This is a genomic window from Nonomuraea jabiensis, from assembly GCF_014204795.1.
Lineage (GTDB): Bacteria > Actinomycetota > Actinomycetes > Streptosporangiales > Streptosporangiaceae > Nonomuraea > Nonomuraea jabiensis.
The window spans coordinates 94,128-119,758 of sequence record NZ_JACHMB010000001.1 but is presented as its reverse complement, the minus strand read 5'-3'; the positions used below and the strand labels follow the sequence as shown (position 1 = coordinate 119,758).

Annotated in this window: 24 protein-coding genes; 13 read left to right on the top strand and 11 right to left on the bottom strand. The window is 71.6% G+C overall.

Annotated elements, in window-relative coordinates; genetic code table 11:
• Positions 1–14 precede the first annotated feature (14 nt).
• A complete protein-coding gene (locus tag HD596_RS00550) occupies positions 15–899 on the top strand; it encodes a Vgb family protein (protein ID WP_185067355.1) in 885 nt (294 codons plus the stop codon).
• Between the two features lie 408 nt (positions 900–1,307).
• On the opposite strand, the gene HD596_RS00545 is transcribed toward HD596_RS00550, so the two are convergent.
• The 5 genes from HD596_RS00545 to HD596_RS00525 are packed head-to-tail and all read right to left on the bottom strand — an operon-like array spanning position 1,308 to position 5,883.
• Entirely contained in the window at positions 1,308–2,021 is a 714-nt protein-coding gene (locus tag HD596_RS00545) for an HAD family hydrolase (RefSeq protein WP_185067354.1), read from the bottom strand.
• Positions 2,011–3,084, bottom strand: a complete 1,074-nt coding sequence (locus tag HD596_RS00540; protein WP_185067353.1) for an ABC transporter ATP-binding protein — start codon at positions 3,082–3,084, stop codon at positions 2,011–2,013. Before HD596_RS00540 ends, HD596_RS00545 begins: the two co-directional genes overlap by 11 nt.
• The gene (locus tag HD596_RS00535) at positions 3,081–3,923 is read right to left on the bottom strand and encodes an ABC transporter permease (protein WP_185067352.1); all 843 of its coding nucleotides are present in this window, start codon (positions 3,921–3,923) and stop codon (positions 3,081–3,083) included. Before HD596_RS00535 ends, HD596_RS00540 begins: the two co-directional genes overlap by 4 nt.
• The gene (locus HD596_RS00530; RefSeq protein ID WP_185067351.1) at positions 3,911–4,735 is read right to left on the bottom strand and encodes an ABC transporter permease; all 825 of its coding nucleotides are present in this window, start codon (positions 4,733–4,735) and stop codon (positions 3,911–3,913) included. Before HD596_RS00530 ends, HD596_RS00535 begins: the two co-directional genes overlap by 13 nt.
• Positions 4,732–5,883: an ABC transporter substrate-binding protein gene (locus HD596_RS00525; RefSeq protein ID WP_185067350.1), complete on the bottom strand. Its 1,152-nt coding sequence runs from the start codon at positions 5,881–5,883 to the stop codon at positions 4,732–4,734. The genes HD596_RS00530 and HD596_RS00525 overlap by 4 nt, the downstream gene beginning before the upstream one ends.
• Before the next feature lie 111 nt (positions 5,884–5,994).
• On the opposite strand from HD596_RS00525, the gene HD596_RS00520 reads away from it, so the two are divergent.
• From HD596_RS00520 to HD596_RS00510, 3 genes are all read left to right on the top strand, one after another.
• Positions 5,995–6,741 (top strand): GntR family transcriptional regulator, encoded by a 747-nt coding sequence (locus tag HD596_RS00520; RefSeq protein ID WP_185067349.1) that lies wholly within the window; start codon positions 5,995–5,997, stop codon positions 6,739–6,741.
• 79 nt (positions 6,742–6,820) lie between these two features.
• Positions 6,821–7,087, top strand: coding sequence for a DUF6504 family protein (locus HD596_RS00515; RefSeq protein WP_185067348.1), 267 nt, complete (start codon positions 6,821–6,823; stop codon positions 7,085–7,087).
• The gene (locus HD596_RS00510; RefSeq protein WP_185067347.1) at positions 7,087–10,746 is read left to right on the top strand and encodes a DNA polymerase III subunit alpha; all 3,660 of its coding nucleotides are present in this window, start codon (positions 7,087–7,089) and stop codon (positions 10,744–10,746) included. The genes HD596_RS00515 and HD596_RS00510 overlap by 1 nt, the downstream gene beginning before the upstream one ends.
• 18 nt (positions 10,747–10,764) lie before the next feature.
• On the opposite strand, the gene HD596_RS00505 is transcribed toward HD596_RS00510, so the two are convergent.
• Positions 10,765–12,711, bottom strand: coding sequence for an FtsX-like permease family protein (locus HD596_RS00505; protein ID WP_185067346.1), 1,947 nt, complete (start codon positions 12,709–12,711; stop codon positions 10,765–10,767).
• On the bottom strand, positions 12,708–13,388 hold the full coding sequence (locus HD596_RS00500) for an ABC transporter ATP-binding protein (protein WP_185067345.1): 681 nt from the start codon (positions 13,386–13,388) through the stop codon (positions 12,708–12,710). Before HD596_RS00500 ends, HD596_RS00505 begins: the two co-directional genes overlap by 4 nt.
• Positions 13,389–13,480: 92 nt before the next feature.
• On the opposite strand from HD596_RS00500, the gene HD596_RS00495 reads away from it, so the two are divergent.
• Positions 13,481–14,128, top strand: a complete 648-nt coding sequence (locus HD596_RS00495; protein WP_185067344.1) for a response regulator — start codon at positions 13,481–13,483, stop codon at positions 14,126–14,128.
• A 115-nt stretch (positions 14,129–14,243) separates the two neighbouring features.
• The gene (locus tag HD596_RS00490) at positions 14,244–14,900 is read left to right on the top strand and encodes a DUF4328 domain-containing protein (RefSeq protein WP_313042086.1); all 657 of its coding nucleotides are present in this window, start codon (positions 14,244–14,246) and stop codon (positions 14,898–14,900) included.
• A 7-nt stretch (positions 14,901–14,907) separates the two neighbouring features.
• On the opposite strand, the gene HD596_RS00485 is transcribed toward HD596_RS00490, so the two are convergent.
• On the bottom strand, positions 14,908–15,909 hold the full coding sequence (locus tag HD596_RS00485) for an LLM class F420-dependent oxidoreductase (protein ID WP_185067342.1): 1,002 nt from the start codon (positions 15,907–15,909) through the stop codon (positions 14,908–14,910).
• A 106-nt stretch (positions 15,910–16,015) separates the two neighbouring features.
• On the opposite strand from HD596_RS00485, the gene HD596_RS00480 reads away from it, so the two are divergent.
• Positions 16,016–17,422, top strand: coding sequence for a sulfatase family protein (locus HD596_RS00480; protein WP_313042081.1), 1,407 nt, complete (start codon positions 16,016–16,018; stop codon positions 17,420–17,422).
• Here the strand turns inward: HD596_RS00480 and HD596_RS00475 are convergent.
• A complete protein-coding gene (locus HD596_RS00475; protein WP_185067340.1) occupies positions 17,416–18,126 on the bottom strand; it encodes a FadR/GntR family transcriptional regulator in 711 nt (236 codons plus the stop codon). The genes HD596_RS00480 and HD596_RS00475 overlap by 7 nt on opposite strands.
• Before the next feature lie 86 nt (positions 18,127–18,212).
• Between HD596_RS00475 and HD596_RS00470 the strand changes: the two genes are divergently transcribed.
• The 3 genes from HD596_RS00470 to HD596_RS00460 are packed head-to-tail and all read left to right on the top strand — an operon-like array spanning position 18,213 to position 20,876.
• Positions 18,213–18,944, top strand: a complete 732-nt coding sequence (locus tag HD596_RS00470) for a (Fe-S)-binding protein (RefSeq protein ID WP_185067339.1) — start codon at positions 18,213–18,215, stop codon at positions 18,942–18,944.
• Positions 18,941–20,332, top strand: a complete 1,392-nt coding sequence (locus HD596_RS00465; RefSeq protein WP_185067338.1) for a lactate utilization protein B — start codon at positions 18,941–18,943, stop codon at positions 20,330–20,332. The genes HD596_RS00470 and HD596_RS00465 overlap by 4 nt, the downstream gene beginning before the upstream one ends.
• A complete protein-coding gene (locus HD596_RS00460) occupies positions 20,319–20,876 on the top strand; it encodes a LutC/YkgG family protein (RefSeq protein ID WP_185067337.1) in 558 nt (185 codons plus the stop codon). Before HD596_RS00465 ends, HD596_RS00460 begins: the two co-directional genes overlap by 14 nt.
• Here the strand turns inward: HD596_RS00460 and HD596_RS00455 are convergent.
• On the bottom strand, positions 20,866–21,882 hold the full coding sequence (locus HD596_RS00455) for a baeRF2 domain-containing protein (RefSeq protein ID WP_185067336.1): 1,017 nt from the start codon (positions 21,880–21,882) through the stop codon (positions 20,866–20,868). The two genes, HD596_RS00460 and HD596_RS00455, sit on opposite strands and share 11 nt — an antisense overlap.
• A 3-nt stretch (positions 21,883–21,885) precedes the next feature.
• Positions 21,886–22,296: a DUF2795 domain-containing protein gene (locus tag HD596_RS00450; RefSeq protein WP_185067335.1), complete on the bottom strand. Its 411-nt coding sequence runs from the start codon at positions 22,294–22,296 to the stop codon at positions 21,886–21,888.
• Positions 22,297–22,372: 76 nt separating this feature from the next.
• Between HD596_RS00450 and HD596_RS00445 the strand changes: the two genes are divergently transcribed.
• The 3 genes from HD596_RS00445 to HD596_RS00435 all read left to right on the top strand — a co-directional run bounded on the left by HD596_RS00445 (position 22,373) and on the right by HD596_RS00435 (position 25,627).
• Positions 22,373–23,452: a GNAT family N-acetyltransferase gene (locus HD596_RS00445; RefSeq protein ID WP_185067334.1), complete on the top strand. Its 1,080-nt coding sequence runs from the start codon at positions 22,373–22,375 to the stop codon at positions 23,450–23,452.
• 80 nt (positions 23,453–23,532) lie between these two features.
• Positions 23,533–24,708 carry a bifunctional cobalt-precorrin-7 (C(5))-methyltransferase/cobalt-precorrin-6B (C(15))-methyltransferase gene (locus HD596_RS00440; protein ID WP_185078211.1) on the top strand — a complete coding sequence of 392 codons (1,176 nt, stop codon included), beginning with the start codon at positions 23,533–23,535 and terminating at the stop codon, positions 24,706–24,708.
• A gap of 70 nt (positions 24,709–24,778) precedes the next feature.
• The gene (locus tag HD596_RS00435; protein WP_185067333.1) at positions 24,779–25,627 is read left to right on the top strand and encodes a sirohydrochlorin chelatase; all 849 of its coding nucleotides are present in this window, start codon (positions 24,779–24,781) and stop codon (positions 25,625–25,627) included.
• Positions 25,628–25,631: the final 4 nt, after the last annotated feature.

The window sequence follows — 25,631 nt, the reverse complement described above, 5'->3', positions numbered from 1 at the left end:
GTGAAGGACCGCAGATGTTGACCAGGATTGATGAGGGCGCGCCGTACGGCATCGCCACCGGATCGGACGGGGCGCTCTGGTTCACGCTCGTCCACGAAGGGCGTGTCGGCAGGATGGTGCCGGGTCAGAAGCCGGTGATCCATCAGCTCGATCCGGCCGACGGGCAGCCGACTGTGATCACTCCGGGGCCGGATGGGGCGATGTGGTTCGCGGAGGGCCAAGGCGGCCGGGTCTCCCGGATCACCGCCGACGGGCAGGTGACCTCCTACGAGGCGGACTCGCCGTACGGGATCGCCGCCGGGCCCGACGGGGCGATGTGGTTCACCCAGATGCAGACCGGGCGGATCGGGCGCATCGGGCCCGATGGGGAGCGGACGGAGTTCGAGGTGCCGGTGGAGGGCGGCATGCCCGCTTTCATCACGGCGGGGCCGGATGACGCCCTCTGGTTCACGATCAACCAGGGCAACGCCATCGGGCGGATCTCGACGGCGGGTGAGGTGACCGTTCACCCGCTCCCCACGGAGGGCGCCGCCCCGGTGGGCATCACGCTGGGGCCGGACGGGGCGCTCTGGTTCGTGGAGATCGGCGCTGGTCAGGTGGGGCGGATCGACACCGCCGGCAAGATCACCGAGTACCCTCTGGCCGACCGGGTCGCACGACCGCACGCGATCGTCACGGGTCCCGACGGTGCCCTCTGGTTCACCGAGTGGGCCGCCGACCGCGTCGGCCGCATCACCGTCAACGGCACCATCGACTCGTACCCGCTCCCCACCGGACCGCAGTCGGGGGACGATGGCACGGTGCGAAAGGCCGAGCCGCACGGGCTGACGGTCGGGCCGGACGGGGCGATCTGGGTGGCTCTGGAGGCGGGCGCCCTGGCCCGCATCAGCATCGACTGACCAACCACGACCCCTTCAGCGCCCTCACCCGCCAACCCCCCGGCCCTCACAACCCGGCTCGCCACCATCCGGCCGTAACCACGGGGCTCACCACCATCCGGCCCGTCGCCACTGGGCTCGCCACCATCCGGCTGGTCGTCTCGCGGGTTGGTCGTCGCGCGAGCTGGGCGTTACGCGGGCTGGGCGTCGCGCGACCTGTCACCACCCGGCCCGTCACCACCCGGCCCGTCACCACCTGGGCCCGTCGTCAGCCGGGCCGTCGTCACAGGGGCTCGTCACCTACTCAGCGCCTCGCCGCCTAGCCGTCACTGCCCAGCCCGCACTGCCCAGCCCGTCATCCCAAGCCCTCGGCTCCCAGGACCCACCCCTCAGCGCTCACCCCTCGCCCAACAGCCCTCAGGCTCAGCGTCAGCCCTCTGGTGGGTGGGCGTCGGCCAGGAGGTGGGTCAGCGACGGCAGGCCCTTCTCCGGGGACGTCACCAGGACGCGGCACCCCGCGGCCGTGGCGGCGGCGACGCCTGTGGGGCTGTCCTCGACGGCGACGCAGCGGGAGGGCGTCGTGCCGAGCCGGCGGGCCGCCTCCAGGTACGGGTCCGGGTGCGGCTTGCCGCGGGCCGTGTCCTCGTTCGCGATCACCAGGTCGAACGTGTGCCCGAGCCGCGGCAGCACCAGCTCCACGATGGTCCGGGGAGAGGCGGTGACCAGGGCCGTCGGGATGGCGGTGGCGGCCAGCTCGGCCAGGAGCTCCGACGCCCCCGGCGTGACCTTCACGCCCTGCTCGATGAGGTCGGCGAAGGCGTCCGTGAGCTGCCTGACCACCTGCACCTCCACCATGAGCGGCGTGTCCCGGCCCGGCCGGGCGACCGGCGGTGGAGCGGTTTCCGGATCGGGTGAAGGGTTGTGGCGGGACGAGGGAGCAGTTTCTGGAGCGGGGGTGAGGAGGTGGGTGGCTACGTCTTCGGCCGTGCGGCCGAGTACGTACGGCATGTCCTCCGCCCCCAAAGCCCGCCCAAGGGAGGCAGCCACGGAGACGGTGGCCTGCCACCACAGCCCTTCGGTGTCGACCAGGGTGCCGTCCATGTCGAACAGGACGGCATCCGGGCCGGCGTGCTCAGATCGCATCGGCCGCCACGACCGGGGCCGGGACCGTGACCGTGCGGGGCGCCACCAGGACGGGCCGGTCCACCAGGCGGACGGTGACCCGCGTTCCCGGGGTGAGGCGGGCCGCCTCGTGGCCGGGGACGTCGGCCAGGACCTCCCCGCCCTCCACCGCCACCCGCAGGCGGACGGAGGCGCCGCGGAAGGAGGCGGCGAGCACCTGGGCGGGACCGTCCTCGACCGGGGCGACCTTGACGGCCTCCGGACGGATCAGGACGTCCACGGACGGATCCGGGGGCACCTGGCCGTCCACCGGCAGGAGCTGGCCGAGGACCGTGACCTGGTCGCCGGAGACCTGCCCGGCGAGGTGGTTCATGGTGCCGACGAACTCCGCCACGAAGGGGGTGGCCGGGCGGTCGTAGATCTCGGCGGGGGAGCCGACCTGTTCGAGCCGCCCGTCGCGCAGCACCGCCACCTGGTCCGCGATCGACAGGGCCTCCTCCTGGTCGTGGGTCACGAAGATGGTGGTGATGCCCAGGTCGAGCTGGAGGCGGCGGATCTCCTCGCGCAACGACACGCGTACTTTGGCGTCCAGCGCCGACAGCGGCTCGTCCAGCAGCAGGACGCGCGGTTCGAGGGCGAGCGCGCGGGCCAGGGCGACGCGTTGCTGCTGGCCGCCGGAGAGCTGGTGCGGGTAGCGGTCGGCGTGCGAGGGGAGGCCGACCAGTTCGAGTAGTTCGTCCGCCTTCTTCCGTCTGGTGGCCACGGGCACCTTGCGGACGCGCAGGCCGAAGGCCACGTTGTCGCGGGCGTTCAGGTTGGGGAAGAGGGAGTAGGACTGGAAGACCATGCCTGCGTCCCGCTTGTTGGCCGGCACGTCCGTGATGTCGCGGCCGTCCACGAGCACCGCGCCCGAGTCCGGCCGCTCGAACCCGGCCACGCACCGCAGCGCGGTCGTCTTCCCGCAGCCCGAGGGCCCCAGCAGCGCGACGAACTCGCCGGGCGCGACGATGAGGTCGAAGCCGTCCAGCGCGACCGTCTTGCCGAACACCCGCCGCAGCGCGCGAAACTCCACCGATGCGGTCACTTGTTCTTCTCCTTACCGAACGCCGACGACACGGCGAGCAGCAGCAACCAGATGAGCAGGAGGCTGAGGATCGACACCGCGACCGAGAGTTGCCCCTTGGAGCCGGCGACGGTCACGATCCACACCGCGAACGGCTCGTACCCCAGCAGGCTGGCCACGGTGTACTCGCCCAGCACGAGGGCCAGCGTCAGGAACGACGCGCTGGCCAGGGCCGAGCGCAGGTTGGGCACGACCACCCTGACCAGCACGTACGGCCACGAGGCGCCCAGGTTGCGGGCCGCCTCCACCAGCGTCCGCACGTCCATGGTGCGCAGCCCCGCGTCGAGCGACCGGTACACGAACGGCAGCACGAGCACCACGTACGCCAGCACCAGCACCACGGGGAACGCCGGGTCCTGGACCGCGATCAGCGTGGCCCAGAACGGCGTGGGAGCCAGCACGTCGGTCCCGGTGCGCAGCGACGTGCCGATCCCGGCCACGAAGGTGATGGGCGGCACCACCAGGGGCAGCGTGCACAGCACCTCCATCAGCGGGCGCAGCCGCGGCGCGAAGAGCCGTACGGCCAGCATCGCCGGCAACGCCAGCAGCAGCACCAGCACGATCGTGGCGACGGCCAGCGACAGCGACAGCAGCAGCGAGCGCGCGAACCCCTCGGCCGTCAGCAGCTCGCCATAGGCCGCGAACGACACTCCCGTGGCCGGGGTGTAGATCGTGTACCAGAGCGAGGCCCCGAGCGGGATCAGGAAGTAGGCCGCGGCCAGCAGGAACACCGCTCCGCGCCACACGCGAGGGCGCGCGGAGCCACCCGAGACGCGCTCCAGGCCGGTCAGTGCAGCCATCGGGAGCTCCTCTTCTGCAGCGGCAGGTAGATCGCCATCACGAGCCCGGCCACCACGACCATGTCGAGGCTGAGGGCGAGCGCGATGTTCTCGTAGCCGATCAGCACGTCGCCGGTGAGCGCGCTGGCGATCTTCAACGTGACGAGCGGGACGACGGTCCCGACCATGGCGTTGGCGGTGGCGTACGCGGAGAAGGCCGAGCCGAAGAGCAGCACCACCCCGCCCAGCATCGACGGCGTCAGCACCGGCAGCGCGACGAAGCGCCAGTAGTGCCAGGCGGTGGCCCCGTTGTTGGCCGCCGCCTCGCGCCACTGCGGCCGCAGCCCGTCCAGCGCCGGCGCCATGACCAGCACCATCAGGGGGATCGAGAAGTACAGGTAGGTCACCACCAGGCCCCAGAACGTGTAGAGCGAGCCGGACGGCAGCCCCACCAGGCCGCTGACCACGCCGGAGTTGCCGAGCGTGGCGATCCAGAAGAACGCCAGCGGCACCCCGCCGAAGTTGGCCAGCACGCCGGAGGCGGTCAGCACCGCCTCGCGCAGGAACGTGAGGCGGGAGGTCACGACGGCGTACGCGAGGAACGTCCCCAGCACGGCACCCAGCAGGGCGACCACGGCCGACAGCTTCACGCTGCCGATCATCGCGACGAGGTAGCCGCCCTGCAGGCTCTGCGACAGGTTCGCCAGGCTCGGCCGCCCCTGCGCCGTGAACGCCCCTGCCACCAGCGCGATGGCGGGGACGCCGAAGACGAGCGCGAAGAAGGCCAGCAGCGGCAGCGCCCCCAGCCAGCCCTTCGAACCGGAGCGGTTCATCCCGAGATCGCGGCGTCCCAGCCGCTGGCGAGCTTGGCCTTGGCGGCGTCCACCTGCTGGCTCGTCGGGAAGGTGGGCGTGCCCTCCACCGACGGCAGCTTCTCCGCCAGGGCCTTGTCCACGGTGCCGTCGGAGGTCATCGAGGGCAGCAGGACGGGGCGGGCGAAGCCCTTGAGGAAGAGGTTCTGGCCCTCGGCGCTGTAGAGGTACTCCTGCCACAGCCTGGCGGCCGCCGGGTGCGGGGCGTCCTTGTTGATGGCCTGGGCGTACATCTGGAAGTACTTGCCGTCGGAGGGGATGTTCACCTTCCAGTCGAGGCCCTTGGCGGCCATCTGGGGCGCGTAGGCGGCGTTGTTGTAGTCCCAGTCGATGCTGATCTGGGTCTCGCCCTTCTCGATGGTCGCGGGCGTGGTCTCCACCGGGTTGTAGTTGCCCGCGTCCTTGAGCTTCTTGAAGAAGTCGATGCCGGGCTGGATGTCGTCGAACGAGCCGCCGTTGGCGAGGGCGGCGGCGTACACGCCGGCGAAGGCCGAGCCCGCCTTGGTGGGGTTGCCGTTCATCGCGACCTTGCCCTTGTACTCGGGCTTGAGCAGGTCGGCGAAGCTCGTCGGGCACGTGGCGATCTTCTTGGCGTCGCAGCCGATGGACACATAGCCGCCGTAGTCGTTGACCCAGAGCCCGGTGGCCTCCTTCTGCCCCTCGGGGATCTTGTCGAAGGACTGCACCTTGTACGGCGCGAACAGGCCCTCGCCGGCTCCGCTGATCGCGAACGACTGGCCGAGGTCGAGCACGTCGGGGGCGCGGTCCTGGCCCTTGCGCGTCTTGACCGCGTTGATCTCGTCGGCGCTGGCCGCGTCGGGCGTCTCGCTCTCGATCTTGATGCCGTACTTGGCCTGGAACTTCTGGATGATCTCCCCGTAGTTCGCCCAGTCGGGCGGAAGGGCGATGACGTGGAGATTCCCCTCCTTCTTGGCCGCCTCGACGAGCTTGTCGAGGCCGCCGAAGTCCGCCGCCGAGGTGGCGGTGGCCGCGTTCGGCCCGGAGGAGGACGCGGTGGACTGCTGGGTGCCGGGCGCGGCGCCGCACGCCGCGGTGACTACGGTAAGGGCTGCGGCAACGCCGGCCGCACGGGCGCGAGGTGTGAACACGACGCCTCCACTATCAGGGGGTATGGAAGGAACCTAAGGGAACTTGTACAAACAAGCGAGCACCAGTAAGTCGCACGAATGTTGCTCTTTCGTGAATGGGAAGGGTCGCTGATGGTTGCGCGCTATGAACTGATCGCTGATGATCTTCGAAACGAGATCGTCTCCGGTGCGCTCCCGGTCGGCTCGCAGCTCCCGAGCGAGGCTGAGCTGGCCGAACGCCACCGGGCGGCCCGCGGCACCGTGCGCCAGGCGGTGGCCGTGCTCGCCGCCGAGGGCCTGGTCGGCTCCCGGCAGGGGGCCAGGCGCATCGTGCTCGGCAGGGCGCGCAGCCAGAGCTTCGCCGAGCTGCACAGCTTCGCCCAGTGGGCGCGCGCGAACGGCTACCGCTTCGGCGGCCAGGTGATCACCCAGCGCCGCAGGACCGCGAGCGCCGCCGAGTCCGCCAGGCTCGGTCCCGGCGAGGTCCTGGAGGTGCTGCGGCTGCGCTCGCTGGAGGGCGAGCCCGTCCTGCTCGAACGCACGGTGTACGCCGAATGGGTGGCCGCCGCCGTCGAGCGGATCCCGGCCGACTGCGAGTCCGTCACCGAGGCCCTGTACGACTCGATCGGCCTCGTGTTCGCCTACGGCGAGCACCTCATCGACGCGGTGCCGGCCGGGGCCGAGGACGCCCGCCTGCTGGGGGTGCGCAGGGGAAGCCCGCTCCTGCGCCAGCGCCGGGTCACGACCACGCACGAGGGCCGCCCGGTGGAGTCCTCGGACGACCGCTACCGGGCGGGCAGCGTGGCCTTCAGCATCCGCAACTCGATCGGCGCCAACCCTCTCGTGAGACAGGCCGGCGACTTGCGTTCGGGGCGCTGAGAACATATGTTCGACATATAAGCGCCCGCCTTCCCCCGGGTGGCTCAGCATAACGACCAGAGCCGCGGGGAGAAGCGTCTTGAGCAGACTCTATGGCGATCCGATAGAGGTGTGGACCCGGGACGGGGAGCCGACCCAGTTCGTCTGGCGAGACCGGCTCTATCTCGTCCGCCGGGTCCTCGACCACTGGGTGGTCGCGCGCGAGTGGTGGAAGACCAGCGAAGGTGATCCCGGTGAACGCAAGTTCTGGCGGGTGGAGGCCAGCCCGGGGCGCGAGGTGGGCTCGTACGAGTTGCGTTACGACACCGCCGGCAACGCCTGGCTGCTGCTGAGGGCGTGGGACTGATGGCGGCGCCGTTCCCGCACCTCAGCGTGTGCTCCGCGTACTCCATGCGCTTCGGCACGGCCTTCCCGGCGGCGCTGGTGAGCCGGGCGGTCGAGCACGGGATGGACATCCTCGCGCTGACCGACCGCGACGGGCTCTACGGCGCGATCAAGCACGCCCACGCGTGCGCGGCGGCCGGGATCTCCGCGGTCTTCGGCGTCAACCTGGCGCTCGACGCCCTGCCCCCGCTGCCGGGGCTCGGGGTGCCCGGGCTGGACCTGCCCGGGCGCCGCCGCGCGCCCGCCCCCAAGACCGGGCCGGACGCCGAAGACCGTGTCACGGTGCTGGCCCGCGCCAAGGGCTGGTCGCGCCTGTGCCGCCTGGTCACGGCCGCGCACTACGCGGGCGAGCGCGGCGCGCCCAAGGTGACCCGCGAGCTGATCGGGGAGTGGGCCGGCGGGCGCGATGACGGACACGGCGGCGAGCACGGGTTCGGCGCCGAGGACGGCCTCGTGGTGCTGCTCGGCCCCAGGTCCGACGTGGGCCGCGCGGTGGCCGAGCGGCGCGACGAGCACGCCAGGATGCTGCTCGGCCTCTGGCGGGCCGCGGTGCCCGGCGTGGTGATCGAGCTGGTCGACCAGTACGGCTACCGCGACGCCACCACGGCCGTGCGCATGCTCGGGCTGGCCGAGTCCATGGGCGTGCCGGCCGTGCTGACCAACGCGGTGCGCTACCTCGACCCGGCCGACCACCAGGTGGGCGACGTGCTCGACGCGGCCCGCCAGCTCGTCCCGCTGCACCCGCGCCACCTCGATCGCACCACCTCCCACGCCTACCTCAAGGGCACCAAGGAGATGCGGCAGGTGGCCAACAAGGTCTGCGGGGCGGACCAGGAGCGGGTGTCGCGGCTGCTGTCCACGACCAGGCGGCTGGCCGAGGCGTGCGCGATGGTGCCGGAGACACTGCTCGCGCTGCGCAGCGACCCGCCCGACCTGCACCTGCCCGAGATCGGCCGCGACCCGGTGCCGCTGCTGCGCCACCGGGTGGAGGACGGGCTGATCTCGCGCGGCCTCGACCGCTCGGGCGAGGCCCGGCGGCGCCTGCGGGACGAGATGGCCATCATCGAGCGCAAGCGCCTGTCCGGATATTTCATCGCCGTGGCCGGCATCACGGACATGATCCGCGGCATGGGCATCCGCTGCGCCATCCGGGGTTCGGGCGCGGGCAGCCTGGTCAACTACCTCATCGGCATCGGCGAGGTGAACCCCCTCGACCACGCCCTGCTCATGGAGCGCTTCCTGTCGGAGGGCCGCATCGGGCTGCCCGACATCGACGTGGACGTGGAGTCGGCCCGCCGCCTCGACTGCTACAAGGCCATCTTCGAGCGCTACGGCGAGGCCCGCGTGGCCTGCGTGTCCATGATGGAGACCTACCGGGCGCGCAGCGCCATCCGCGACGTCGCCGGGGCGATGGGCCTGCCGCCGCACGAGATCGACGCCATCGCCAAGGCGTTCCCGCACATCAGGGCCAAGCAGATCACCGCGTCCCTGCACGACCTGCCCGAGCTGCGCGACAGCCGGCTCGGCGAGGCGGGGCTCGACCGGGTGTTCCGGCTGGCGGAGCGGCTCGACGGGCTGCCCAGGCACATCGCGATGCACCCGTGCGGCGTGCTGATCGGCAACGCGGGCCTGCACGACAGGACGCCGGTGGAGCGCAGCCTGCTGGACTTCCCGATGTCGCAGTTCGACAAGGACGACGTGGAGGAGGCCGGGCTGCTCAAGCTCGACGTGCTGGGCGTGCGGATGCAGTCCGCGATGGCGTACGCGCTGAGCGAGATCAAGCGGGTGGACGACGTCGTGGTCGCCCTGGACACCCAGCGCGGCGACGACCCCGGCATCCAGTACGTGCCGCACGACGACCAGGACACCTACGACATGATCTGCGCCAGCCGCACCCTCGGCTGCTTCCAGATCGAGTCGCCGGGGCAGCGCGAGCTGGTCGCCAAGCTGGAGCCGCGCACCCTCCACGACCTGATCGTGGACATCTCGCTGTTCAGGCCGGGCCCGGTCAACTCCGACATGGTCACCCCCTACCTGGAGGCCAGGCACGGGTGGCGGCGGCCGTACTACCCGCACGAGAGGCTGCGGGAGGCGCTGAAGGAGACGCACGGCGTCGTTGTGTTCCACGAGCAGGTGCTCAGGATCATCGAGGTGATGACGGGGCGGGACCTGTCGTTCGCCGAGCGGCTGCGGCGCACGCTGGACACCTCTGAGGGGCGGGAGCGGGTCCGCAAGACGTTCGTGCCTATGGCCAAGGCCAACGGCTTCGACGACGCGGCCGTCGAGCGGGCCTGGCAGGTGCTGGACGCGTTCGGGGCCTTTGGGTTCTGCAAGGCGCACGCGGCGGCGTTCGCGCTGCCCACGTACCAGTCGGCCTGGCTCAAGCGGCACCACGCGGCGGCGTTCTTCGCCGGGGTGCTCACCCACGAGCCGGGCATGTACCCGCCGCGCGTCATCATCGACGAGGCCCGGCAGTGCGGGGTCAAGATCCTGCCGCTCGACATCAACAAGTCGGGCAAGGACTGGCGGGTGGAGCGGCTGGGGCTGCGGGTGCGTCCCGCCGCGCTGGAGGGCGCCTCCTCCCCGGTGCGCAGGGAGTTCAAGGTCGGGGAGATCGGCAAGGGGTACGCGTTGCGGGTGCCGTTCTCGGCGGTCAAGGGGGTGAGCGAGGCCGAGGTCGAACGCATGGTCGCCGGGCAGCCGTACACGTCGCTGGCCGACTTCTGGGACCGCGCCCGGCCCTCGCGGCCGACCATCGAGCGGATCGTCCAGGTCGGCGGGCTGGACGCGCTCCACGACCTGCACCCGGGCGGGCCCCGCTGGCGTCCGGGCGTGCTGACCCGGCGCGACCTGATCGCCCAGGTGGGGGCCCTCGAACGGGGCTCGTCGAGCGGCGTGCGGTCGGGCCCGCGCGCCTCCCGGCGCTACACCCCGCGACCCGCCCACGTGGAGGAAGCGCCGTCGGTGCAGCTCCCGCTGGGCTTCACCGAGCACCTGCCGCCGGGGGAGCTGCCGGAGATGACGGAGACGGAGATGGTCGAGGCCGAGCTGGAGATCCTGGGCATCGACATCAGCCGCCACGTCATCAGCTTCCATGACGAGCTGCTCGACGCGCTCGGAGTGGTACGTTCCAGAGATCTCCTGAAGCAGCGCAACGGCGCGGAGGTGCTGGTCGCGGGGGTCAAGGTGGCGACCCAGACGCCGGCGGTGCGCTCGGGGCAGCGGGTCATCTTCACCACGCTCGACGACTCGACGGGGCCGATCGACCTGACGTTCTTCGAGTCGGTGCAGGGGCGGTGCGCGGCCACGGTGTTCGGCTCGTGGCTGATGCTGGCCAGGGGGGTGGTCAGGCGCACGGGGACGCGGGCGGTGTCGATGCGCGCGGTGGACTGCTGGGACCTCGTGGACCTCGACCGGCTCTGGCGCGCGGAGGGCATCGAGGCGGTCCGCGCCCTCCTCTCCCAGGCGCCGGAGCAGGTCGCGGGGGTGGGGGGCCGCAAGATCGAGTACGCCAACGGCTTCCGCCTCTCGCCCTACTCCGACCTCGGCCCGGCCGTCACCGACCCGCCCCGGCAGCTCTGGCACGCCAGCCCGGGCAGCTCCGGCCCCACAGCGGCCTGACCCCCTCCCGGTCACGGGTCAGTCCGGGCGGGGTGCCGGGTCGGTGGTGACGGAGCGGAGCAGGGGGCGGCTCAGGGCGCCCGCGGCGATCACGCCGCCGAAGCCGACGGCGACGCAGCCCGCCAGGGTGACCACGCCCACCACGTTCATCGCGCCGATCATGAACGGCACCGCGCAGAACGCCCCCACCAGGATCGCCCCGCCGCCCATCACCGTCAGCGGGATGAGCGTCTCCGCGCGCCGCGCCCGGTCGAGGACCTCCAGCGGGGTCCCCGCCAGCCGCATCAGCCCGTACGTCTGCCGCCGGTCCAGCACCGACGACGCGGCCGTGATGCCGGAGCTGGCGATGGCGACCAGGAACGACACCGACAGCACCACGATCGTGCCCACCCGGACGTCGGCCAGGAGCTGCAGGCCGAAGCGCCGGTCGTCGTCCCCCGTCGTGGGGGTGCGCCCGGGGACGAGCCCGGCGAGCGCGGTGCGGGCGCGGTCGATCGTGGCCGGGTCGGCCGAGCTGCCCAGGGCGGCGGCCACGACCCGATCGGAGGAGCGGCCCGTGACCTTCACCGTCGCGGTGATCCCGGCCGCCCGCAGCCGGTCGCGGGCCTGGCCGGCGACGGCCGTCGCCTGGGCGGCGGGCGCGGAGACCCGCAGCTGCGGGGGCTCCTGGTCGCCGGCGAACGCGCCCGGGCTGAGCAGCCCGAGGAAGCCCGCCACGAAGCCGGTCAGGGCGACGCCGCTCACCGTACGCCAGGCCGAGCGCGGATCGTCGACCAGCCGGCGGCCCGCCAGCAGCCGGGCGGGCGCCCGGGCGCTCTTGGCGGTGACGCGGCCGATGACGCCGACCACCCACGGGCCGGCCAGGTTGATGCACAGGAACGCCAGTCCCAGCGCCACCGCCACGACCGCGATGCTGGTCCCCCTGGTCAGCAGCGGGAACACGGCCAGCACGGCCAGCAGGGCGAGGACCCGGACGAACTTCATGCCGGGCGGCGTCTCGCGCTTGGCCACCCCGAGGGGGCTCACCACGACCCGCCGCAGCCCGGCGACCGCGGACAGGCCCACCAGCAGCGGCACCGCGACCAGCATCGCGGCCAGGATCAGCGGGGAGGGGAACAGGTCGGAGACGAACCACGCGCCGCCGCCGATCGGGATGCGGGCCAGCAGCGGCGCGGCGAGTGCGTAACCGACGGCGCCGAGCAGCGCGCCCGCCAGCGCGACGATCACGGCCTCGGCCACGGTCATCCGGATCACCTGGCCCGGCGTCGCGCCCACCAGCCTCAGCGCGGCCAGCCGCTGGTCGCGCCGGGCGACCGTGAGCCTGGCCGCCGCGCCCCCGAACACCAGCAGCGGCACCACCATGAGCACGCTCGCGACGAGCGTGAGCGCGCGGTAGGCCTCGGAGTCCTCCGACGGCGCGCCCGCGAGGTCGGCCACCCGGGCCGGGCCCTTGCCGATGATCCAGTCGTCGCTGCGCGCGGCCGTCATGGCGGGCGCGTCCGGCTCGTGGCCGACGACCGCGACCAGCTCGCCGGGGTGGACCAGCGCCTCGTCCCCCAGTACGCCCTTGGGGTCGGGGTAACGCTTGGCGAGCTGATCGGCCGGCAGCGTCCTGGCCAGCTCCGCCAGCGCCGGCGACAGCCACACCTCGCCCGGCGCCGGGAAGCGCGGCATCCCGGGCGGCGCGGGCGCCCCGGCCTCGAGCGCGGCCAGGTCGACGACGGTGATCGACTGGTCGCCGACGAAGTCGAAGCGGGCCGCCTCGATGGCGACCGCGTTCTCCTTGGCGGGGACGGGGTTGCGCCAGGCGCCGCGGTCGCCCCTGGCCTCGAAGGCGAAGTTCGCGGCCACGGCGAACAGCAGCAGAGCCGTGGACACGGCGACGGCGCCCAGCGTGAGCCAGGTGCCCAGCATCCCCTTGCGGCCACCGCCCTTGAGCAGCCGCCAGGTCAGGTCGAGGTTCACGCGCGTGCCCCGCTCGTGGTGAGGAGCTGGCCGTCGCGGACCTCGACCGTGCGGTCGCACCAGGCGGCCACGTTCGGGTCGTGGGTGACGACGATCAGGGAGGCGCCGTTGTGCCTGGTCGCCTCGACGAGCAGCCGCATCGTGTCCTGCCCGGTCTGCTGGTCGAGCGCCCCCGTGGGCTCGTCGGCGAACACCACGGCCGGCTTGGTGACCAGCGCCCTGGCGATGGCCACCCGCTGGGCCTGCCCGCCGGACAGCTCGCCGGGCCGCCGGGCCTCCATCGAGTGCAGGCCGAGGGGCGCGAACCACTCGCGCGCCTGGCGTACCGCCTGGGTCCTCGCCACCCCGCCCAGCATGAGCGGGAGGGCCACGTTCTCCTCGGCGGGCAGCTCGGGCAGGAGCTGGCCGAACTGGAAGACGAAGCCGAAGCGGGTGCGGCGCAGCGCGCTGCGCTCCCGCTCGCCCATCGCGTCGATGCGCTGGCCGAGCAGGTGCACCTCCCCGGCGTCCGGCTTCATGATCCCGGCCAGGCAGTGCAGCAGCGTCGACTTGCCGGAACCGCTCGGCCCCATGATCGCCACGGCTTCGCCCGCCCGTACCGTGATGTCCACGCCGCCCAGGGCGACCGTCTGCCCGAACCTCTTGGTCAGGGTTCGTCCAACAAGCACGTCGTTCATGCCGTAAAGAATCTCGGCGGGCGGGGGTGCGGCGGATCGGCCGTGCGACCATTTCCGCCTCGGCCGAACGGCCGATCCTTAGAGTTGGGGCCGTGACTATTCGGGTTCTCATCGCCGACGACCAGCAACTGGTACGAACCGGCTTCCAGATGATTTTGGACGCTCAACCGGACATGGAGGTCGTCGCCGCCGTGGCCGACGGCGCGGAGGCGGTGTCGGAGGCCAGGCGGCTCAGGCCGGACGTGTGCCTGCTCGACATCCGGATGCCGAAGCTCGACGGGATCGAGGTGACCCGGGCGCTGGCCGGGCCGGGGGTGGAGAACCCGCTGCGGGTGGTCATCGTCACCACGTTCGACCTGGACGAGTACGTCTACGGAGCCCTCCGCTCCGGCGCGACCGGCTTCCTGCTCAAGGACAGCGGCCCCACCCTGCTGATCGAGGCGGTCAGGGCGGCCGCGGCGGGCGACGCGCTGGTGTCGCCGTCGGTGACGGTACGGCTGCTGCAGCACCTGGCCCGGCCCAGGCGGACCGTGCCCCCCATGAACGACCCGCTGACCGATCGGGAGCTGGACGTCGTGCGCCTGATAGCCAGGGGCCGGACCAACCAGGAGGTGGCCGCTGAGCTGTTCGTGTCGCTCTCGACGGTCAAGACGCACCTGGGCAGCATCTTCGCCAAGCTCGGTGTCAGAAATCGAGTCGAAATCGCAGCTTGGGCGTGGGAATCCGGCGTGGTGAGCTGATTAACAGCGGGGCTCCCGGGATACAAGTGAATCAGAACCTCAGCGCATGGCCCGGGGGGAGAACAACGTGCGCTATGACCAGACAACACCGACGAGAGCCGCCTCTGCCGTATATGTGACGCTTGCCGCCCAGGTTCTCTCCCTCGGCGCACTTGTGATCTTCGAGTACTCCCGCGGGCGCCACCTCGCCGCCCAGCTCGCCGAGTTCGGCGGCCGCCCGCAGGGAGCCGACGCAGAGGCCGTGGTCGGCGCGGTGACGGCGTTCGCGGTGCTGATGATGCTGGTGGCGGGCACCTCGATCGCGGCGGCCGCCGCCTACGTGACGTGGTTGGTACGTGCCAGGCAGGCCAACGACCGCTCGGCCGTCTCCGGCCCCGTGGCGGCCGCCTGGCTGATCCCCGGCTACAACCTGGTGGCGCCCGCCGTGCTGGTGGACGAGGTGTGGCGTGGCACCAGGCCGCCCGCGGGCCGGCGGGTGAGGTGGCTGGCGCTGCTGACCGGGTGGTGGCTGAGCTGGCTGGCCATGCTCGCGCTGGTCACGATCCGGCTCCCGCTCGACTCCTCCGCCGGCGACCTGACGGGCGTGGGGCTGCCCGAGCTGCTCTGTTCGGCGCTGGCGGCCCTGCTGTGCGCGGGGACTGTACGCGAGCTGACGCGCCTCCAGCGGGCCGCCCGCGTGCCCCGCGCCGCCGAGCCGGGCACGGTTCACGCGTTCTCGTCCCAGCCGCCCCAACCGGCGCCGGGCTCGACCGCGATCGGCCGTACGGGTTAGCGCGGGGTCAGCCGAGCACCAGGTCGCGGATGAGCTTCAGCGAGGGCTCGTCGCGCGGGCCCATGACCAGAAGGCTCGTGACCGGGCTCTTGTGCCAGAGCTCCAGGCGTTCCTTGATCCGCCCGGGCGGCCCGACGAGCGAGATGCCGTCGGCCAGCTCGTCCGGGATCGCCCGGAACGCCTCGTCCTTGCGGCCCGCCAGGTAGAGCGCCTGGATGCGCTCGGCGGCCTCGGCGTACCCCATGCGGCCGATGATGTCGGCGTGGAAGTTGCGCTGGCGGGCGCCCATGCCGCCGATGTACAGCGTGAGCATCATCTTCACGCCGTCCAGCGCCGCCTGCACGTCGTCCGAGATGACCACCATCACCATCGCGGCCACGTCGAAGCCCGGGGGAGCGCCCGCGAGCGATTCGCCGTACATCTCCTCGATCTTGGAGGGGAACGCGAACAGCGGCAGCCAGCCCTGGGCCACCTCGGCGGCCAGGGCGACGTTCTTGGGGCCCTCCGCACCGAGATAGACGGGGATGTCCGCGCGGAGCGGATGCGTGATGAGCTTGAGGGGTTTGCCCAGGCCGTTGGCCAGGGGGAGCGGGTAGTGCGGGCCGTCGCTGGTGACCGGCTCCTCGCGGCGCCACACCTTGCGCATGATCTCGACGTACTCGCGCGTCCTGGCCAGGGGCTTGGCGAACGGCTGGCCGTACCAGCCCTCCACGACCTGCGGGCCCGAGGCGCCCACGCCGAGCAGCAGCCGGCCGCCGGTCAGGTGGTCGAGGGTCATGGCGGTCATGGCCGTCGTGACGGGCGGTCTGGCGGAGATCTGGGCGATCGAGGTGCCCAGCTTGATGCGGCTCGTACGCGCTCCGTACCAGGCCAGCGGCGTGAAGACGTCGCTGCCGTACGCCTCGGCGGTCCACACCGAGTCGTAGCCGAGCCGCTCGGCCGCCAGCACGGATTCGGTCGCGTCGTCGGCGTTGCGCTGCCAGTAACCCAGGTTCAGGCCGAGCTTCATAGGACACCTCCGGAATTAAGTTCTATTACGGCTGTGACAGCGGTGAGTGTCAATGGCGGATATTCCGGGGTATTCAGACCGTGTGGTCAACGGTCTGTGTCGACTCGTGTGCTTGCTGCTACTACTGCTGGCGGCAGGGCCCGCGATGGCCGAGGTAGAGTCCCGGCCGAACATCGTGTTCGTGATGGCCGACGACCTCGAATCCGGGACGTTGCCGTACTTTCCCAATATCACCCGGCAACTCGTGCAGCAGGGCACCTCTTTCGACCGGTACTTCGTGACGAACTCCTGGTGCTGCCCGTCGAGATCGTCGATCCTGCGTTCCCAGTACGTCCACAGCCATGGCGTGTGGACCAACACGCCGCCGGAGGGCGGGTTCGACCGCTTCCATACCGGCGATCTGGAACGTTCCACGGTCGGGACCTGGATGAAGCAGGCCGGATACCGCACGGCGCTGATGGGCAAATATCTCAACCACTACCCGGGCGGGTCGGCCGAGGAGACGTTCGTGCCGCCCGGCTGGGACGAGTGGGACGTGCCGACCCGGCGCCTGTACGAGGAGTACGACTACCGGCTCAACGAGAACGGCTCCCTGAACGACTACGGCCTCTCCGAGCAGGCCTACCTGTCGGACGTGCTGGCCGGGAAGGCCCGCGACTTCATCGCGAGCTCGAAGGGCGAGCCGTTCTTCCTCTATCTGGCGCCGATCGGCCCGCACAACCCGGCCAACCCGGCCGTCCGGCACGCGAACGCGTTCCCCGGCGCGATCGCGCCGCGCACTCCGTCGTTCAACCAGGAGGACGTGAGCGCGGAGCCGCAGTGGCTGCGTGAGCGGCCCAGCCTCGACCAGGCGACCATCGACGAGGTCGACGAGCGCTACCGCGCCAGGATGCGGTCCATGCTCGGTGTGGACGACCTCGTCGGGACCGTGGTGGAGGAGCTCCGGCGGACCGGCCAGCTGGACAACACCTACATCTTCTTCACCTCGGACAACGGCTTCCATCTGGGCACGCACCGGCTCAAGCAGGGCAAGACCACCCCGTTCGAGGAGGCCATCAAGGTCCCGCTCGTCGTGCGCGGCCCCGGCATCAAGGCGGGCGCCACGGTCAGCCAGCTGACCTCGTCGGTCGACCTGGCGACGACGTTCGCCGAGCTGGGCGGGGCCGCGGCGCCGCCGTTCGCGGAGGGGCGGTCGCTGGTGCCCCTGCTGAAGGGCAAGCCGCCGGCGGTGTGGCGGCGCAACATCCTGGTCGAGTTCGCCAGGCCGACGGACCAGTCGTCGGCCGCGCAGACGCCGGTGCCGCCCTATCGAGCATTGCGTACGGATCAGTACAAGTACGTCCGGTACGCGACGGGGGAGACCCAGCTCTACGACCTGCGCGCGGACCCGTACGAGCTGCGCAACCTGGCCGTGACCGCCGATCCCGCGCTGCTCGAAGGACTGCGGCAGCGGCTGGACGCGATGGTGGCCTGCTCGGGCGCCACGTGCCGGCAGGCCGACCTCCGTCAGTGATCGAGCTCGTCGAACAGGGAGGGGTAGGCGTGCGCCAGGTGGTCGGAGACGGCCAGGGTGGCCTCGTCCGGCTCGCCCCGGTCGATGGCGCCGAGGATGCGTACGTGGTCGGCGCGCAGGATCGACGTGTCGCCCAGGCGCTGCACCGCTTCGACCGAGTATCTCCGCATCGAGTCGCGTAGCGAGCGCATGATCGCGGCGATGAGCCGGTTGCCCGACGCGTCCGCGATCGCGCAGTGGAAGGCGATGTCGTGCTCCACGAACTCCTCGGCGCTCTTCGCCCCGTCCATCCCGGAAAGGGCGGCGGCGAGCGCGGAGGTGTCGGCCCGCGCGGCGGCGGCGTGCGCGGCGGCCCACTGCTCGATCATGTGCCGGGTGTCGATGACCTCGCGCATCTCCAGGCTGGCCAGGCCGAGATGCAGCCTGAGCAGGTCGGTCAGCGCCGTGTCGGGGCGTGAGGTGAGCACGGCCCCCGCGTCGGGTCCCCGGCCCACCTGCGAGGACACCACGCCGAGGGTCTCCAGGACGCGCATGGCCTCGCGTACCGAGGAGCGGCTGACGCCGAGCTGCTCGGCAAGCTGGCGCTCGGCGGGCAGCCGGTCGCCCACGGTGAGGCCGTCCTCGGCGATGCGCCGCTCGATCTGTGCGAGAACGTCCTCGAACGTCCGCGTGCGCTTGACGGGACGCCAGCCGGTGTCGTCCAACGGACCCCCTCGGTGGTGGCTGGAAAGGATGTGGTTCGGTATGGTCTGACCATACTGTGGTCGGACCATATTGTGGAAGGAGAGCCGTGCGAGTCGCCCTGTTCATCACGTGCGTGAACGACACGCTCTTCCCCGGCACCGGCAAGGCCGTCGTGTCGCTCCTGCGCAGGCTCGGGTGCGACGTGGACTTTCCTGCCGCCCAGACGTGCTGCGGCCAGATGCACGTCAACACCGGCTACCGGGAGGAGGGCGTGCGGCTGGCCCGCCACTTCACCGAGGTGTTCGCCGGGTACGACGCCGTCGTGGCGCCGTCGGGGTCGTGCGCGGCCATGGTGCGCGAGCAGTACCCGAAGCTGGCCAAGCCGGGCAGCAGGGGAGCGGCGGCCATCGCGGAGGTGGCGCCGAAGGTGTACGAGCTGTCCGAGTTCCTGCTGGACGTCCTGAAGGTCGACGACGTAGGCGCATATTTCCCGCACCGGGTGACATATCACCCGACGTGCCACTCGCTCCGCGGCCTCCACCTGGGCGACCGGCCCACCAGGCTGCTGCGGAACGTCCGCGGCCTGGAACTGGTCCCGCTGCCGGGAGCCGAGGAGTGCTGCGGCTTCGGCGGCACGTTCGCGGTCAAGAACCCGGCCGTCTCCGCGGCCATGGGCGCCGACAAGACCCGCAGCATCCTGGACACGGGCGCCGAGGTGCTCTGTGCGGCGGACAACTCGTGCCTGATGCACATCGGCGGCACGCTGAGCCGCCAGAAGACCGGCGTCAGGACGATGCACCTGGCCGAGATCCTCGCATCGACGGAGGAGGACCAGTGAGCGCGACTTTCCTCGGAATGCCCGGAAATTTCCCGAAAAATGCTGCTAAAGCCGTACAGGACTCGCAGCTTCGCTACAACCTCCGCAAAGCCACGCACACAATCCGCGGCAAGCGCGCGAACGTCGTCGGCGAGCTCCCCGACTGGCAGGAGCTCCGCGCGGCCGGCAAGGCGATCAAGGATCACACCCTCCGCAACCTCGACCGCTACCTGATCCAGCTCGAAGCGGCCGTGACCCGGGCGGGCGGCACCGTCCACTGGGCCAGGGACGCCGCCGAGGCCAACGCCATCGTCGCGAGCCTGATCAAGGCCACCGGCGAGACCGAGGTGGTCAAGGTCAAGTCGATGGCCACCCAGGAGATCGAGCTCAACCAGGCGCTGGCCGCGCAGGGCATCACCGCGTACGAGACGGACCTGGCCGAGCTGATCGTCCAGCTCGGCGACGACTTCCCCAGCCACATCCTGGTCCCGGCCATCCACCGCAACCGGTCGGAGATCCGCGAGATCTTCCTGGAGAAGATGCCCAAGGTCCCGCCGAACCTGACCGACGACCCGCCCGCCCTGGCCGAGGCGGCCCGGCTCCACCTGCGCGAACGCTTCCTCAAGAGCAAGGTCGCGATCTCCGGCGCCAACTTCATGATCGCCGAGACCGGCACCCTCGTCGTCCTGGAGTCGGAGGGCAACGGCCGGATGTGCCTGACGCTCCCGGAGACCCTCATCAGCGTCGTCGGCATCGAGAAGCTCCTGCCCTCCTGGCGGGATCTGGAGGTGTTCCTCCAGCTCCTGCCGAGAAGCTCCACGGGCGAGCGGATGAATCCCTACACGAGCATGTGGACGGGCGCCGTCGAGGGCCAGGACTTCCACTTGGTGCTGCTGGACAACGGCCGCACGGACGTGCTCGCCGACGAGGTGGGCCGCCAGGCGCTGCGCTGCATCCGCTGCTCGGCCTGCCTGAACGTGTGCCCGGTGTACGAGCGCGCGGGCGGCCACGCGTACGGCTCGGTCTACCCGGGCCCCATCGGCGCGATCCTCACCCCGCAGCTGCGCGGCATGTCGTCGGACCTGGACGCCTCCCTGCCGTACGCCTCCAGCCTGTGCGGCGCCTGCTACGAGGTCTGCCCGGTCGCCATCGACATCCCCGAGGTCCTGGTCGACCTGCGTGCCAAGGCCCCGCACGCGGCCGCCGAGCGGGCCGGGATGAAGGTCGCGGGCTGGATCCTCAACGACCACGAACGCCTGGCCAAGGCCCAGCGGGCGGCGACCCGCCTGCGGGGGCTCGTACCGAAGCGCCTGCCGGGGCCGATGTCGGCCTGGACGGACACCAGGGACATACCCGAGATTCCGGAAGAATCCTTCAGAGACTGGTGGGAGCGGAATGAGCGCGCGTGAGGAGATCCTCGCCAGGATCGGCAAGGCCGTGTCCGGGGCGGCGGACGTCGAGATCCCCCGCCACTACCGCACGGCGCAGCAGGTCGAGGACATCGTGGGGCTGTTCGCCGAGCGGGTGGACGACTACCGGGCCATCGTGCACGTGCTGCCGGCCGCCGAGGTGCCCGCCAAGATCGACGAAGCCGTCGCGGGACGTCGCATGGTCGTCCCCGACGGCTTCGACCGGGAGGGCGGCTGGGCCGACCTCGACACGGCCGACGGCGTGATCACGTCCTGCGCCGTGGCCATCGCCGAGACCGGCACCATCGTGCTCGACCACGGCCCCGGCCAGGGCACGCGCGCCCAGACGCTGGTCCCCGACTACCACCTGTGCGTGGTGCGGGCCGACCAGATCGTGGCCGGGGTGCCCGAGGCGATCGCCAGGCTCGACCCGGCGCGCCCGCTCACCTGGATCAGCGGCCCCTCGGCCACCAGCGACATCGAGCTGAACCGGGTCGAGGGCGTGCACGGCCCCAGGACCCTCGAGGTGATCATCAGTACCTGAGCACGGCCGCCACGTCGGAGAGGCCGTCGCAGAACCACAGCTCCGCGTCCGTCATCGCGGCGGCCCTGGCCAGGGCGGAGTCCGCGCGCTCCTTGACGGGCTCGTCGACGCCCCAGCGCCGCAGCTCCTGCGGATCGGTGGCCAGCTGGGTGCCGCCCGCGCCGATCCAGATCTCCCGCGGCAGCTCGCCGGGCACGAGGATCGCCTGCACGCGGCCCTCGCGCAGCGCGTGTGCCACGCGGGCCACCCCGGTGGGGCCGGACGTCTCCTGGTGGCGCCCCAGCAGCTCGGCGCGCTTGCGGTCGAGCCACTGGTCGAGCGCCCGCTCCACGTCCTCCTCGAACTGCCCGTGGTCGGCGCGGCTGCCGTGCTCGACCATCATCACCCGGTCCGCGGACTTGGTGTTGAGGTGGTGCAGGAGGTACGAGCGCGACTTCGGCTCGCCGGCGACCAGGATGAGCTCCGGGCCGATGCGGCGTACCTGCTCGTCGATCTCGTGCGCGACGGCGACGGCGTTCTTCTCCCAGGTCTCGTCCACCGCCCGCTCGTACCGCTTCTGCGACCAGCCGCCCTGCGCGGTCTTCTGCAGCGGCCAGTCCTCCGCCTCCACGACGGCCCGGCGCGGCGACCCGCCGCCGAACACCGTCAGCTCGGCGCCCGCGTGGTCCACGATGACCCGGATGTGCGGGACGTTCTCGCCGCGGTACATGAGCATGGGCGTGACGTGCGGCAGCGGAGACCACCTGCCCACTTCCCCCGGCGGCTTCGGGAGCGAGTCGGCCAGCACCACGTCGCCGCGGGAGGCGAACATCGCCAGCCCGGCCACCGGCCGCAGGGCCGCCTCGTCGAGGGCCTCCAGGGTGGCCTTGTCGGCCCCGTCCTTCTCGAGCGGGTCCCGCACGCCGCGCCAGTGGGCCTCACGTTCCTGCCCGGTGTACGCGCCCAGGTAGACGGACGCGTACGGGCCCTGCCGCTCGTACAGCGGGCGGATGAAGTCGAGCCGCACCGTTCACCACCTCCGCTTCTCCACGCCGAGCCCGAGCGCCTTGGCCACGTCGGCCACGTTCCGGTATTGGCGGTCCGGGAGGGATCGCACCATGTCCACCACCCGGTCCGGCGCGCCCGCGCTGTCGGCGTGCCGCACCAGATCGTCGTGGCCCGCGGGCCAGTGCGCGTCGCTCAGCCATTTCGCGAGGTCGCTGCGGATGTCGACGCCCTCCTGCGTGATGCCGGACGGCGTGCCGGGCTCGTGACCCGGCGGGTACGACTTCGACGACTCCTCGCCGGGACCCGGCATGGCCTCGGGCTCCTTCCACTCCTCGGCGTGCGTCGATCCGCCGCCGCGTACCATGCCCTCGGTCTCGTGCTTCTGCTGGTCGTCCAGCCGAGGACCGTGCTTGTCGCTCCCACGTTGCTCCATAGTCACGTCACTCCTCTCAATTGCGCCCCTACCCCCGCTTTCATGGGCAAACATCGCGAGTGTGTACCCTGCCGACGTGTTCGACGCTGACGTGAGCATCGCCACGGAACGGCTGACACTGCGGCCGTTCAGCCTCAAGGACTCCGCCAGGATCCGCACCATCGTGCGGTCCGGCGTCCGGTTCCTCCCGCCCGGCGCCCCCGAGAAGACCTCCGGCATCCCCCGGTGGCTCTCGATCGGGGTCCACGAGCTGCGCCGCTCGGGGCAGGGCCTGCATCTGGCCATGGCCGACGCCGAGGGCGTCATCGTGGGCGCGATCAGCCTGTTCAAGACCTCGTGGACCGCGGGGACGACCGAGGTCGGGTACGGCGTCCACCCCCTCTACCGGGGCCGCGGCTTCGCCACCGAGGCCGTGCGCGGGCTGGTGAGCTGGGCGTTCGAGACCGTCGGGCTGCGCCGGGTCGACCTGACCGCCAAGCTGGACAACCTCGCCTCGCTCCGCGTGGCGCTGAAAGCCGGCTTCACCTGGGAAGGCCTGCTGCGCGACGCGGTGCTGGACGAGGACGGGCCGCACGATCTGGTCATCTTCGGCCTGCTGGCCTATGACCGCCGCCGGCCGGCCGACGCTCTGCCCAGGACGGAGCTGCGTACCCAGCGGCTGCTGCTGCGCCAGCCGACCGCCGAGGACGCGCCCGACCTGGCCGCCACCGTCGCCGACCCGGTCACCCAGGCCATGACGGGCTATCCGCGCGACTACACGCAGGAGCACGCGCGGGCATCCGTCGGCACGGCCGAACGGATCCGGATGAGGGGCACGGGCATCACCTGGACGGTCGTGGAGCGGGAGAGCGGGCGGTTCGCCGTGAACGTGGACCTGCGGGACGTCGACTGGACCCACAGGTCGGCCGAGATCGGCTACATGACCGCGCCGTGGGCCCGCGGCAACGGGTACGCGGGCGAGGCCGTGGTGGCGATCGCGCGCTGGCTGTTCGAGCGGCAGGGCTTCAGAAGGCTGCAGCTGCGCGCCCTCGCGACGAACACGGCCTCCCAGCGGGTGGCGGAGAAGTCGGGCTTCGTCCGCGAAGGCGTCGCCAGGTCCTCGCTGGGCGGCCAGGACGTGATCGTCTACAGCCTCATCCCGTCCGACCTGGCCTGAGGGCACACCGGACTGACCTTCGTACCCTTTGTGAAACCCGGTCGCAGCCGTCACCCTTGAGATGAGGACGGTGAGGCGTGATGATCACGGTGGTCGGGTGGGACGGGCACGAGTTCTCGGCCAAGGCGGTGGACAAGCTCCGCGAGGCGCGGCTCGTCGTGGGGCCCGACGCCGTCCTCGGGCAGCTCAAGCTCTCCGCGCCGACGGTGGCCGACGGCGCGCTGCTCGACGTTCTGGACGATCACCTCGAACACGGAGAAGGTCCCGCGGTCGTGGTGGCCGAGGGCGATCCCGGATTCTTCGGCGTCGTCCGCACGTTGCGGGCCCATGGCCTCAATCCGGAGGTGGTGCCGGCGATCTCGCTGATCACCCGCGCCTTCGCCTGCGCGGGGATCAACTGGGAGGACGCGCTGGTCGTGGCTCCGTCCGGCCCGGGCCAGATCGACCGGGTCGTGAACGCCTGCCGGGCCCATCCCAAGGTGGCGCTGCTGGTCGCGCCCGGCGTCGGCCCCGGCGAGATCGCCAGGGAGCTGGCGCCGACCACGCCCCGCGCGCTGATCGTCTGCGAGGACCTCGGCGGTCCCGACGAGCGGGTCACGCACAGCCGCATGGGCGAGGCCACGACCAGGCCGTGGAAGGACCCCGACGTGGTCCTCGTCATCGACCCGCTGCACCAGCCCAAGGAGCCGGGCTGGCTGGCGGGCGCCCAGCCGGGCCCGGCCGAGTGGGCGCTGCCGTTCGAGGGGGCGCTGCCGCCGGAGGTGCGGGCGTTCATCCTGGCCAAGCTGGGCCCGCGGCTCGGGGACCTGGTCTGGGACGTCGGCGCGGGCGAGGGCGAGATCGCCGTCGAGTGCGCGCGGATGGGCGCCGCCGTCGTCGCCGTGGAGCGCGAGGAGGAGTCCTGCGCCCGGCTGCGGGCCAACGTGCTCGAACACGGCGTCAAAGTGGCTCTGACCAGGGGCCAGGCGCCGCCGGCGCTGGAGCCGCTGCCCGACCCCGACGCCGTCTACGTGGGCGGCGGCGGTCCTGACGTCGTCGTGGCCTGCGCCGCCCGCGGCCCGCGCACGCTGGTGTGCTCGCTCAGGAAGGTCGAGCAGGTCACGGCCGTTCTCGAACGGCTGCGCGAGCACGGCTACCGCGGCGAGGGCACCCAGATCCTGGCCTCGAGACTGACGCTCGACCCCGACGGATCACACCGTCTGACCGCCTCCGACCCCGTGTTCGTCGTGCATGCGACGCCCGCGCACACAGCGTGACCTGTTCCCTACCGGGGCGCATCGGTTATCCTCGCGTGTCTTTGTCTAACGCACCGGAGATTCCCTCACAATGAAGCCGCCGCTCCTGCTGATCGGGCAGGGCTCCCAGGATGACGCCTACGCCGCGGAGTTCGGCAGGTTCGTACACCGGCTGCGCTGCCGGCTGGACCAGACAGGCGCCGACGTGTCCGGCGGCTATCTGGAACGTGCCTCTCCGCGGCTGAGCGACTCCGTCGCCTCCCTGGTCGCCCGGGGCCACCACCGGCTGGTGGCGCTGCCGATGAGCCTCAGCAGGATGAGCGAGGAGTTCCCGGCCGCGATGGAGCTGGAGCAGAAGCGGCATCCGACGCTCATGTACGACTACGGCCGTCCCCTCGGCCCCGACCCCCGCGTCCTGGGGCTGCTGGCCGAGCGGCTGAACGAGGCCGCGACGGAGATCTCCAAGCCGCGCGCCGCCCTGGAGCTCGTGGGCGCCAGGCCCCGGCTCCGCGCGGTCGACTCCCTGCCCGTCGAGGACCATCCCGTCCACATCGAGCCGGGCGAGACGGCGGTCGTGCTGGTCGGCGAGGGCTCGACGGACGCGACCGCCAACGCCGAGATCCACCGGGTCTCCCGGCTGTTCTGGGAGACGCACGCCTACGACTTCATGACCGTCGAGACCGCGTTCGTGTCGGTCACCCCGCCCGGGGTGCCCGGCGGGCTCGAGCGCTGCCGCCGTCTGGGGGCCAAGCGCGTGATCGTGGTGCCGTACCTGCTGTTCGCGGGCGGCCTGCTGGAGCGCGTGTGGGCCCAGGCGCTGGCGTACGGCGCGGGACACCCCGATCTCGACATCCGCTGCGCCGAGGTGATCGGCGACTGTGAGACCCTGGCCGACGTCGTGATCGACCGATATGAGGAAGCGCTCCAACTCGTCCCGTAAGTGG